The following is an 11,817-nucleotide window of genomic DNA, read 5'->3' on the forward strand; positions in this document are numbered from 1 at the left end:
AATTGAACAATCAGCAGTTTCAAACACCCATTGAATATTTAAAAGGGGTAGGCCTTGCGCGCGCGGAAGTGCTAAAAAAGGAATTGCAGATATACAATTTTGAGGACCTGCTAAGGCATTTTCCGTATAAGTATATTGACCGTACCCGGTTCTATAAAATTAAGGATATACAGCCCGATATGCCCTACGTGCAGGTACTGGCACGCGTAACCCAAAAAGAACTTCTGGGCGAAAAACACACCAAACGTTTAATAGTACAGGCTAAAGATGATACGGGCTTTATTGAATTGGCGTGGTTTCAGGGAATAAAATGGGTAGAGAAAATGCTTGTGCCCGGCAAGGTATATGTGATATTTGGCAAGCCGGGTTTTTTTAATGGCAAAACCCAGATGTCGCACCCCGAGATGGAATTGTATAATCCCGGGGCGCAACAGCAAAAAGGCAACCTTACGCTGCAGCCTGCATATAACTCTACCGAAAAATTAAAGCAGTTTACCCTGGATAGCAAAGGCCTGCAAAAACTGATAGCCGGGTTATTGGAGCAAACTGCAAGGGATATCCATGAAAATTTACCTGCTTACATCCTCAACCGTTTTAAACTGGCAGGCAGGCAGGAGAGCTACCGCAACATCCATTTCCCTAATGATGCCAACCAGCTAAAGGAAGCTCAGTACCGTTTAAAATTTGAGGAACTGTTTTTTCTGCAACTTAAACTTCTGAAAAGTAAACTAACGCGTACACAAAAATTCAAAGGTAATATTTTCGACAAAGTAGGCCACTACTTTAATGAGTTTTACCATGATAAGTTACCCTTCCCCTTAACTAACGCGCAAAAAAGGGTACTTAAAGAGATAAGGACAGATACCCAACGCGGTGTACAGATGAACCGCCTGCTACAGGGCGATGTAGGCAGCGGCAAAACCGTTGTGGCTTTAATGAGCATGCTGATCGCTATCGACAATGGTTTCCAGGCATGTATTATGGCCCCTACAGAGATCCTGGCTAATCAGCATTACCAAACCATAAAAGATTTAGTTGGCGAGGGGTTTATTGAGGTAGCATTGCTAACCGGTTCGGTGCCGGCAAAGGCCCGCAGGGGTATTCATGAAAAGCTGGAAAACGGCACCCTCAATATTTTAATAGGTACCCATGCACTGATAGAGGACAAGGTGCAGTACAAAAACCTTGGCCTGGTAGTGATTGATGAGCAACACCGGTTTGGGGTAGAGCAGCGCGCCAAGCTTTGGCGTAAAAACATTGTGCCCCCACATGTATTGGTAATGACAGCCACCCCTATCCCCCGCACCCTGGCCATGACCATGTATGGCGACCTGGATATCTCCATCATTGATGAACTGCCGGCGGGCCGTAAACCCATCCAAACCGTGCATTTTTATGAAGCACAGCGCTTGCGCATGTTTGGCTTTATGAAACAGGAGATTGCTAAAGGCCGGCAGATCTACGTGGTGTACCCGTTGATACAGGAGAGCGAAAAACTCGACCTTAAAAATCTGCAGGATGGTACGGAGGTCATGTCGCGCGAGTTTCCGTTACCGCAGTATCGTATTAGCATAGTACACGGTAAATTAAAGGCTGCCGAAAAAGAATTTGAGATGCAGCGCTTTATTAAAGGCGAAACGCAGATAATGGTGGCCACCACCGTTATTGAGGTTGGTGTTAATGTGCCCAATGCATCCGTAATGATCATTGAAAACGCCGAGCGTTTCGGCCTGTCGCAACTGCACCAGTTACGTGGCCGCGTTGGCCGTGGTGCCGATCAATCCTTCTGTATTTTAATGAGCAAAGAAAAACTCAGTAATGATGGCCGCATCCGCTTAAATACCATGGTGAAAACCAATAACGGTTTCGAAATTGCCGAAATTGATATGCAGCTGCGCGGCCCGGGTAATATTGAAGGCACCCAGCAAAGCGGCGTGCTCGACCTGAAGGTTGCCGACCTAACCACCGACCAGGACATATTACAACAGGCCCGTAATTGCGTTATTGAGATATTTGAAAAAGACCCGCAATTAGCCGCGCCCGAAAACCAGATCCTGAACCTGGCGTTCCTGGCAAAAAATGCCGGCTTAAGCTGGGATAAAATATCCTGACAGATTGATAAATGCTTGGCAAATATTACATTTGCTTAAACGCTACTTATCATGAAAAAATCCTTACTGCTTTCCATCGTTTTATTAGGTACAACCATCTGCTCGCAAGCGCAGGATTCTGTACAGATCCGTAAGTTTTATGACGAGGCTTTGGTTAACGGCCAATGCTATGAAAACCTGCGCTACCTGTGCAAAAAAATAGGGCAACGCTTAAGCGGTTCGGCAGGTGCTGCAAAATCTGTAGAGTGGAGTAAAAAACTGATGGAAGGCTACGGATTTGATAAGGTTTACCTGCAGGAAGTAATGGTGCCGCACTGGGTGCGTGGTGCAAAAGAGCAGGCCTTTATTATTGATGGAAATAAAAAAATTGCCGTGCCTATTGCTGCTTTAGGCATGTCGATAGCTACACCGGCAGCGGGCATTACGGCCAATATAGTTGAAGTAAGAAGCATTAAAGAGCTGGATGCGCTGGGCGAAAGCGTGATAAAAGGAAAAATAGTTTTCTTTAACGGCCCGTTCGACCAGCGTTTTATTGAAACCGGTGCAGGTTATGGTGCCGCTGGTGTGCAACGTTTTGCAGGCCCATCCGCAGCAGCAAAATATGGCGCAATTGGTGCAATAGTACGCTCTATATCATCGTCGGTTGATGATTACCCGCACACTGGCGGAACTGTTTATGTTGATGGCGTTAAGAAGATACCGGCCGCAGCCATATCAACTTTAGCAGCCAACAAATTAAGCAATATGCTTAGGCTGCGTAAACTGCCGCTTATTAAATTTTACTTTAAACAAAGCTGCCAAACCTTGCCCGATGCAAAATCATACAATGTTATAGGTGAAATTACCGGTAGCGAAAACCCTAATAAATTTATCACCGTTGGCGGCCACCTTGATTCATGGGACCTTGCCGAGGGCGCACATGACGATGGTACAGGTGTTATGCAATCTGCCGAAGTATTGAGGATACTTAAAGCAACAGGTTACCGCCCTAAAAACTCGATACGCGCTGTGTTTTTTATGAATGAAGAGAATGGCCATAAAGGGGGCATTAAATATGCCGAACTTGCCGCCGTCAATAAAGAAGAACATATTGCCGCTATTGAAACAGACGAAGGTGGTTTTACCCCAAGGGGCTTTAGTTTTGAAGGTGCATCACCATCCTTCTTAAAAGAAATTAATAAAAACTGGAAAGGCTTATTTGAGCCCTATGAAGCCGACCGGTTGGTAGCGGGTGGCAGCGGTACCGATATTGGCCCCCTAAGGGAAACCGTGCCATCTGTAAAACTAATAGGCTTCCGCCCCGATTCGCAGCGATATTTTGATATCCATCACTCATCTAACGATGTTTTTGAGAACGTAAATAAGCGCGAACTTGAATTGGGCGCAGCAGCAATTACAGCACTTGTTTACCTGATAGACCAGCATGGGTTAAATTTTTAACCATTTAATACCGAATACATTTTGAGGCCGCCCGCTACAATAGTAAATTGCGGCCTCAAAATTAATACACTACCACATTGCCAGACGAAGAGAACCCAGCGCCCCGGATAGATTCATTTGCAGCCCGCAGGTATAAGGACTTCCGCTCATACATTGGGATGCGCTTTTTCTTCACGTTTGCCTATCAAATGCAAACTGTTGTGCTGGGCTTTTATATTTACCAGTTAACACATAGCAAGGTTGCTATTGCCTTTATTGGCTTAAGCGAAGCCATCCCGGCCGTAGGTATAGCGCTTTACGGTGGTTATATTGCTGATAAATATGAAAAGCGCAAAATGCTCCTCATCATATTTGTGGGGGTGCTTTTATCATCGCTGGTAATGTTTGTAACAACCTTAACCCATATAGCCGCGCAGCTTCACACCACTGGTATACTTGCCATACTTTATGCCATGATAGCTTGCAACGGCCTTGCCCGTGCTTTTTACGGCCCGGCAACCTTTACCATTTATGCGCAAAGCATCCCAAAAGAACTTTACCCCAACGGCAGTACCTGGAGCAGCTCCAGCTGGCAGGTCGCCTCTATTCTCGGGCCGCTTACAGGTGGTGCTATTTATGCGTTTGCCGGCCACATTATACCTGGTTTAACCGGTATTACAGCAACATTTGGCTTAACCCTATTATTTATGCTGGTATCATTGGTGCTGGTTTATATGCTGCGTGAATACCCCCCGGTATTTATCCCGAAGGAAAATATCTGGATCAGCTTAAAAGAAGGGCTGAATTTTGTTTTTACCAACAAGATAATGTTCTATGCCATGAGCCTGGATCTGTTCTCCGTGTTTTTCGGGGGCGTAGTAGCTTTGCTGCCCGTATTTGCCCTTGATATTTTAAAAGTAGGGGCCGAAGGGCTGGGCATTATGCGTATGGCATCATCATTAGGGGCTGCGTTAACTATGCTGGTTATGATCCGCTTTTCGCCCATGAACAAGCCTTGGCGAAATTTGCTTATTGCTGTTGCGGGCTTTGGTATATCTATTATAGGGTTTGGGTTATCTAATATATTCTACGTTTCATTACTATTCTTGTTTTTACAGGGTGCTTTTGATAGTGTAAGTGTTATTATACGTGGTACCATTATGCAGCTTTTAACCCCCGACCATATGCGCGGGCGGGTATCAGCAGTAAACTCTATGTTTATTGGTTCATCTAACGAGATTGGCGACTTTGAATCGGGTATGGCAGCCAAACTCTTGGGCACTATACCTGCTGTTATATTTGGCGGCACCATGACGTTGATGATAGTGAGCATTACCTGGCTCAAAACAAAAAAGCTAACCCCGCTTTCCCTAAACCAGATTCAGCAGCCCGGGGTAAGCAATAAGGAGTATTAAAGGTGTAAACACACCTTTATTTTAGGTTAAAAATGGGTAATTATATTTGCAATATAATATTGACCTTTAGTAAATTTAACACGTAATATTTCCCCCTACTTAATAACTATTTTGCTTTGACCCCAAAGTACTTAAACCTGCTACAGCTTAAGCTGTTATGTATTATTACCGTATGGTTAATATTACTTACACCACTGTTTACCTATGGGTTAAACGGTGATGGCAGGCATATATACCGGCCTGGCCTTTTTGCAAATTTAAAAGATACAGCTGAGGCCAACAGGGTTGAAGCCGCAAGGGCCATTTACCGGGTTAACTGCCGTAAAATGAATGAAGCCGATGCCATGAAAAGCCTCGACGACATGAAACAGGTGGCCCTGCACCTAAGTGATATAAAAATGGAATGCGCCATTTATGATATGCGTGCCGATTATTACTCGGTAAACAAAGGGTATAACCCCAAAAGTACCGCGTATTTTGATGCAGCAATTGCCTTTGCCCAGGCAGAACAGTTACAGTTAGAAACAGGCATCTACCAGCATCGCAAAGCCAATTATTATTTTCTGTACAAACAAAACTCGGCCGCGTGCCGGTATTATCTTTTATCTGAAGAGAACCTGCGCGAGGTGGGGTTTGATAATGTACCCGGCATTGCCAACATTTTTTCAGAAACGGCAAATTTTTATTACACGCTGGGCGACTTTGATAACGCCCGTGGGAATCTTCGCCTTGCTTTAAAGTATCAGCCTAATGCAACCCGTACGCGTGTAAATATTATGAATACCATTGGCCTTACCTATCGTAACGATGGGCATTACAATACGGCCATGAGTTATTTTAATAACGCCCAAAAAATGGCTTTGGCTATAAAAGATAGCGCATGGGTGGCTATTACTGCCGGCAATATAGGTTCAGTATACTTTTTGCAACATCAATATGATAAAGCTCGCCCGCTTATTGAGGCCGATTACCGGCAATCGCTGAAGTATGATGAGAAGCTAAATTCGGCTATTGCTTTACTACGCCTCATACGGATAAACATTGAGTACGGGCAATCAAAACTGGCGGCATTGCAACTGGATACTGCTGACAAAATAATGTTACGATGCCCTGAAAACGTACTAACGCAACGTGTTCAATATTATGATCTTAGGGCCGAGATTAACGAGCGCCTTGGCAAAGGGGCACAAGCGGCACTGTATCGCGATACCTCAGAAAACCTGAGGGATAGCGTAGCTAAACGCGATAATATTACCGCTATTGAGCGGGTTAGGTTGCAGTGGGTAATTGAAAAAAGCCGTGAAGAATTTGATACCCTGAAGGAGAGCGCCAAGGTTGACTCGTTTAAGCAGAATACCATAATTGTAGTATTAATATTACTAATAATAATTACCGTTTTAATATATAACAGGCAAAGGTTAAAAGCCAAGAAAGATAAAGAATTACTGGCATCAGAAAAATTAAGGGTAGATGAGGAATTAAAGAACGCAATACTTGTATTACGTGGCTATACTGAAAACCTGATGCAAAAAAACACACTGATAGACGAGATCAAAACCGAACTAGAAAACATCCAGCTTAAATATACCGATACAGGAGTTGCGGGGAATCTTGATAAAATGATGCAGGCCCATATCATGACAGACGATAACTGGGGCGAATTTAAAAAGCTTTTTTCGAGGGTGCACACTACCTTCTTTTATAACCTGCGCCATTCGTATACTAATTTATCGGATACCGATATCCGGCTGCTTGCGTTAATTAAATTAAAACTTAACAATCGCGAAATATCGGGTATGCTTGGCATCACTATCGACGGCGTTAAAAAAGCCAAACAACGCTTGCGTAAAAAGATGAACCTTTTTGAAGAGGATGACATCGAGGATATAGTAAATGCCCTCTAATCCTATCTGAGGGTGCTTTTTAAATGATTTGTCTTGATTTTGTCCACCCTTAAAATTATTAAAAGCGGGCATTTTCACTCATATTTGGAATATAATAGCTAAATTAATTATAGCTATATAATTTAACGACCGGCGAAAATTTAATTTATATGCAAAAGTTGTATATTTACATTGTAGAGGATAACCCTTTAATTGCCTATGCTTTAAAGAGTATGATCCTTAAAATGGGACACAACATTTGTGGATCGGCCGAGTGTTATGACGAAGCTGTGAAAGACCTAAAGGGTATGCATGTTGATCTTGTAATTACAGATATAATGCTAAAAGGCAGGGAGAGTGGAATTGACCTTGCACATTATATTAACCGCAACTTGCACATCCCCTTTGTTTTTCAATCATCTGTAACTAGTATTGAGATGATCGACCTGGCTAACCAAACACATCCTAATGCTTTCCTGCCAAAACCGGTAAGCAAAACAGAAATGATAAAAGTGCTTGCCGAAATAGCAGCATAATACTATAAATATTTAATTGTTAAAGTTTACAATACCCCTAAATGGAAACACGACAAAAAAAATCCTGCCCGCATTGTGGCAAGGGCAAACTCACCAGCCGCGCCCGAAGGCCCGCATTAATGAAAGCAACCCTGTTTTGGTTACCTATAAAAAGATATTCTTGCAGTATTTGCGATAAAAAATCATACGTATACGGTTCCGTTTGGGAAACTGTAGATAAAAAAGACTGATTAAATGATTTAGAGGGGGATTTCTGAATCTAATTATGTGCATCTTACCTATCGGGCATAAAATGTGCCCGATAAGGTGTAGGTGTTTAGTGTGTATCGCCCCTGATTAATTTATTTCGGCTTCTTCTTAAATACCTTTTAACTTTATTGGCAGGTTGTTTGGTTTAGCCCGGTATATAATATATGGGCCTGCCTTATCTGTTGCAGCCATAATTTTTAGGGTTTGCCTGGAAGCGCCCTGCGTTACCTTAACCAATTTCCAATTTACAGGCACATAAGTTTTAAGGGTAAGCGGCACATTGTACATGGCTTTATTAAGCGTGTGCGAAAGGGTAACTGTAATGCTGCTATTGCTGGTGGTTTTAACTTTTGCATTTTGCCGTTCGCGCATGTAGCGGGTAACATCGCCAAAAGTGGCAACCCATAATTTATTTTCGCGGGTTTTAATGTAGTTGAAATACTCGTTCAATTGTTGATGAGATAAGGCCTCCCAGCCAATACCATCAACCCCATGTATGGTAAGCACCAACCAGGTATTGTTTTTATTGGCGGTGGTATCAACCCAGGCTTTCATCATAGGCATGGGCGTTTTTGTGGTAGCCCCGCGTTGAAATTGTATATACTCTTTACCGGTATTACCCGGGTTGCTTATATTGCCACGGCTTATTTCTTTTAGCCAGGGCTCGGGCATGCGGTTACGTAGTGCAGGGTAAACCTTATAAGCATATCCCATCACCCTCTCGTTTTCGGTGCCAAACGGTCCCTCGCCCGAGAAAGTGTACCTGGCGCCAAGGTGCTTTAATATCTCCTCCTTACTTTTAGTCAGTTCATAAAGCATGCTGGGTTCATCAAGTATGGCCAGGCGCGGGTGGGTTATCATGTGGCTGGCAAATTCATGGCCCTGCGCGGCATACTTGCGTATCTCGGCCCAGGTAGTGCCGTGTGCATCCATATATTCCGGGTTGTGCTGTATGCCTTGTTTAAACTCGTTGTTGCGCACCTTGCTATACAGTTCATCTATCAGCTTTATTGCCTCGTCTGTTTTACCGGCATCAATAAGCGAGCCTGCGTTGTAATAATAATCCATAGGGCCAATCAATCCTAAGTATGATGCTGCCGAAGCCCGTTCAAACAAATTATCCGTGTTGGTAGCAATGGTGGCAGTTTCCTTAATGATATCCTGCACGGGCCTGCCAATAAACTTGCCATGATATGTTGAACCCGGTATTTGCCCTGTTATTATAAAAAATGTGGCCGGAAATTTAAAACTGTTGAGTAAGGGCAGTGCCACTTTAAACTGGTTGATGGAGCCATCATCCCAGGTGATGGATACCGCGCCTTTTTTATCGTCCTGCCAGCGGGTAATTTCTGTTTTACCCGGTTGTGCATTACACAGGTTTACAATCAAGCACCCCGTTATGAATGGCAACAATAACTTTTTCATGGTTTATGAAAATTGATTTTAGCTAATATAAAAAGTTATGGGCAGTTATTCGTCTTATAAGGAGGCAGCCACGTAATTGTTAAGGAGGGCGTTATGAGAAAATAAATAAATAATTTATAAATGAATGAATATTCATTTATATTTGCAGCGGATATTATTAGATATGCGTATAAGAAACAACGATAAGGTACAACTGGTAAAGCAAAAAGCGATAGAGCTGATTGTGAGGGATGGATTGGAAGGCTTTAGTATGAATAAGCTTGCTAAGGCATGTAATATTTCGGTAGCTACCCTGTACATCTATTATAAAGATCGCGATGATCTGATCCTGAAAACTGCCATGGAAGAAGGGCTGATAATGGCAGAGGCAACGATGAAAGATTTCAGCCCCGATATGTCGTTTGAAGATGGTTTGCGTGTTCAATGGTATAACCGTTATCAGTATACCAAAGCTAAGCCCCTGTTGAATTCCTTTTTCGAACAATTGAGGACATCCAGTTACCAGGAGGAATTTCTTGCCAGCTTTTTGAGCGAGTTTAAAGTTGTCATGGGTAAGTTTATGCAGAATATTATTGACCGTGGCGAAATTGAATTGATGCCATTTGAAATATACTGGTCGGTAGCGTTTGCGCCTTTATACAACCTTATCCGCTTTAACAAAGAGGGACAAAGCATGGGCGGCAGGCCGTTTAAAATGACCGATGAGATACTCTGGAAAACCTTTGACCTGGTTGTAAAAGCCCTTAAAAAGTAAGCTTATGAATACGATTGAAAATTTTGACCACATACTGTTATTTAAAACAAACATCAGCTGCCATGATGATAAGCAGCTGCTGCATAAGTTGCTTGATAACAACCCCGCCGTACAATGCTGGACTATTGATATGGAGGATAGCGATTGCGTGCTGCGGATAGTATCTGAAACGGTGTCGCACACACAAATAATTGAAATGATAAAACAACACGGCTACAGTTGCTGTGAATTAACTTAACCCACAATGAACAATCAACAGCCGGTAGCCTTTACGGGCTACCAAAAATTCGTCATATTCCTGCTGGCTATCACCCAGTTCACCGTGATACTGGATTTTATGGTGATGTCGCCCCTTGGCGATATGCTGATGAAATCTCTTAACCTAAAACCTTCGGCCTTTGGTATAGCCGTATCGGCGTATGCTTTTAGCGCAGGTATCTCGGGTTTGCTAACCGCCGGTTTTGCCGATAAATACGACCGTAAAAAGCTGCTGCTATTCTTCTACGTAGGTTTTATAGCGGGTACTATATTTTGCGGCCTTGCCGAAAGCTATGCCGTATTGGTAGCCGCCCGTATCATCACCGGCTTATTTGGCGGTGTTATTGGGTCGATATCCATGGCTATTATCACTGATATTTTTGCACTGCAGCAACGCGGCCGTGTAATGGGCTTTATACAAATGGGCTTTGGTGCCAGCCAGGTTTTGGGCGTACCCATAGGTATTTACATTGCTACCTTATGGCGCTGGGAAGCCCCGTTCTGGATGGTCGCAATATTGAGCATCATGATAGCCGTTACCATCGCCATATACCTAAAGCCATTAACCGCTCACCTTGCCTTACAGCGCGACAAGTCGGCATTTGCGCACTTATGGCATACCGTTAAGAATAGCGATTACCGTGTAGGTTTCACTTCAACCGCGTTATTATCCATCGGTGGTTTTATGATGATGCCATTTGGCAGTGCATTCGCAGTGAATAACCTGGGCGTAAATTATAACCAATTGACCATGCTGCTAATGGTATCGGGCTTAAGCTCCCTGCTCATCATGCCCCTGATTGGTAAGCTAAGCGATAAGATAGATAAGTTTAAGATATTCGCCGTAGCATCTGTTTGGATGATGATCATGTGCGTGCTTTATACCAACCTGGGGGTAACGCCTTTACTACTGGTAATGGTATTTAATATTTTAATGATGATGGGCATCATGAGCCGCATGATTCCATCATCGGCACTAACCAGCGCTATACCCGAAATGAGCGACCGCGGCGCCTTCATGAGCATTAACGCATCATTACAACAAATAGCGGGTGGTATTGCTGCCGCAGTGGCCGGCTTGATAGTTACCCAGCCAAGCAAAGGCGCGCCTTTACAGCATTATAATACCGTGGGGTACGTAATTGTTGTGATATCTATCATCAGCATATTACTGATGCGCCGGGTTGATAAAATGACCAAAAGAAAATTAGCCGATAAAAAGGCTGAAATTATACCTGATGAAGCGTTTGCGCATTGATCTTTCGTTCCTTGCCCCAACCCGGAAATCGGGGCAAGCGGGATATGTGATAGCTAAGGCTTAATAATTTTGTCTGCCAAACTAATTAATGCTCCCTGGGTGGTTGGGCCGGCTTCATTAGCAAGCAATATAATCCCGGTTTTTTGATCGGGATAGAAAACAATATAACTGCTAAAGCCTAAACTACCCCCGGTATGAGAAAACTTGCGTATGCCCTTGTCTGTAACATTAACTTTCCAGTTTAAGGCTATGGCTCCATTTTCCGGCGTTCCGTTAGTAGGCCGGTGGCTAAGCATAACTTCTGCTTTGCTTCCGTCCATCTGGTAAGCCATATATTTTAACATGTCCGAAGCTGTCGAACTGATGCTCGCCGCTACCCGCAAGTCTTCCCAAACAATAAAGGGCATAACCCGGCCTTTGCCATCATAACCCTTTACAAGTGCCGCGGGAAGCTTCCCATCGGCTAAAAAGGCAGTATTTCTCATTTTTAGCGGTTCAGCAAAATACTT

The 11,817-nt window shown here is 43.5% G+C and carries 11 protein-coding genes; 9 read left to right on the plus strand and 2 right to left on the minus strand.

What is annotated here, in order from left to right; all coding sequences use genetic code 11:
* The first annotated feature begins 2 nt into the window (after positions 1-2).
* From recG to WC615_RS08195, 6 genes are all read left to right on the plus strand, one after another.
* Positions 3-2,111 carry an ATP-dependent DNA helicase RecG gene (gene recG, locus WC615_RS08170; RefSeq protein WP_372977616.1) on the plus strand — a complete coding sequence of 703 codons (2,109 nt, stop codon included), beginning with the start codon at positions 3-5 and terminating at the stop codon, positions 2,109-2,111.
* Between the two features lie 51 nt (positions 2,112-2,162).
* On the plus strand, positions 2,163-3,551 hold the full coding sequence (locus WC615_RS08175) for a M20/M25/M40 family metallo-hydrolase (protein WP_372977617.1): 1,389 nt from the start codon (positions 2,163-2,165) through the stop codon (positions 3,549-3,551).
* Positions 3,552-3,628: 77 nt separating this feature from the next.
* On the plus strand, positions 3,629-4,945 hold the full coding sequence (locus WC615_RS08180) for an MFS transporter (protein ID WP_372977618.1): 1,317 nt from the start codon (positions 3,629-3,631) through the stop codon (positions 4,943-4,945).
* 116 nt (positions 4,946-5,061) lie between these two features.
* Positions 5,062-6,849 carry a hypothetical protein gene (locus tag WC615_RS08185; RefSeq protein WP_372977619.1) on the plus strand — a complete coding sequence of 596 codons (1,788 nt, stop codon included), beginning with the start codon at positions 5,062-5,064 and terminating at the stop codon, positions 6,847-6,849.
* Positions 6,850-6,998: 149 nt separating this feature from the next.
* On the plus strand, positions 6,999-7,364 hold the full coding sequence (locus WC615_RS08190; protein ID WP_372977620.1) for a response regulator: 366 nt from the start codon (positions 6,999-7,001) through the stop codon (positions 7,362-7,364).
* Between the two features lie 41 nt (positions 7,365-7,405).
* Positions 7,406-7,594, plus strand: a complete 189-nt coding sequence (locus tag WC615_RS08195; protein ID WP_372977621.1) for a hypothetical protein — start codon at positions 7,406-7,408, stop codon at positions 7,592-7,594.
* Between the two features lie 127 nt (positions 7,595-7,721).
* Here the strand turns inward: WC615_RS08195 and WC615_RS08200 are convergent, their stop codons facing one another.
* Positions 7,722-9,038, minus strand: a complete 1,317-nt coding sequence (locus WC615_RS08200; protein ID WP_372977622.1) for a polysaccharide deacetylase family protein — start codon at positions 9,036-9,038, stop codon at positions 7,722-7,724.
* Positions 9,039-9,162: 124 nt separating this feature from the next.
* On the opposite strand from WC615_RS08200, the gene WC615_RS08205 reads away from it, so the two are divergent.
* From WC615_RS08205 to WC615_RS08215, 3 genes are read left to right on the plus strand one after another with little or no spacing between them, the layout of a single operon-like run.
* Positions 9,163-9,792 carry a TetR/AcrR family transcriptional regulator gene (locus tag WC615_RS08205; protein WP_372977623.1) on the plus strand — a complete coding sequence of 210 codons (630 nt, stop codon included), beginning with the start codon at positions 9,163-9,165 and terminating at the stop codon, positions 9,790-9,792.
* 4 nt (positions 9,793-9,796) lie between these two features.
* Positions 9,797-10,030, plus strand: a complete 234-nt coding sequence (locus WC615_RS08210) for a hypothetical protein (protein ID WP_372977624.1) — start codon at positions 9,797-9,799, stop codon at positions 10,028-10,030.
* A gap of 6 nt (positions 10,031-10,036) precedes the next feature.
* On the plus strand, positions 10,037-11,308 hold the full coding sequence (locus WC615_RS08215; protein WP_372977625.1) for an MFS transporter: 1,272 nt from the start codon (positions 10,037-10,039) through the stop codon (positions 11,306-11,308).
* Between the two features lie 53 nt (positions 11,309-11,361).
* Here WC615_RS08215 and WC615_RS08220 read toward each other — a convergent pair.
* Positions 11,362-11,817: serine hydrolase domain-containing protein (locus tag WC615_RS08220; RefSeq protein ID WP_372977626.1), on the minus strand; the 456-nt coding region annotated here is incomplete at its 5' end.

Origin of the sequence: Mucilaginibacter sp. (assembly GCF_041663085.1) — a bacterium.
Classification (GTDB): domain Bacteria; phylum Bacteroidota; class Bacteroidia; order Sphingobacteriales; family Sphingobacteriaceae; genus Mucilaginibacter.

Bases quoted from the DNA above. Each gene is read 5' to 3' on its own strand.
- WC615_RS08190 (WP_372977620.1), top strand. From the start codon at position 6,999: ATGCAAAAGTTGTATATTTACATTGTAGAGGATAACCCTTTAATTGCC.
- WC615_RS08195 (WP_372977621.1), top strand. From the start codon at position 7,406: ATGGAAACACGACAAAAAAAATCCTGCCCGCATTGTGGCAAGGGCAAA.
- WC615_RS08210 (WP_372977624.1), top strand. From the start codon at position 9,797: ATGAATACGATTGAAAATTTTGACCACATACTGTTATTTAAAACAAAC.
- WC615_RS08200 (WP_372977622.1), bottom strand. From the start codon at position 9,038: ATGAAAAAGTTATTGTTGCCATTCATAACGGGGTGCTTGATTGTAAAC.
- WC615_RS08215 (WP_372977625.1), top strand. From the start codon at position 10,037: ATGAACAATCAACAGCCGGTAGCCTTTACGGGCTACCAAAAATTCGTC.
- WC615_RS08175 (WP_372977617.1), top strand. From the start codon at position 2,163: ATGAAAAAATCCTTACTGCTTTCCATCGTTTTATTAGGTACAACCATC.
- WC615_RS08205 (WP_372977623.1), top strand. From the start codon at position 9,163: ATGAATATTCATTTATATTTGCAGCGGATATTATTAGATATGCGTATA.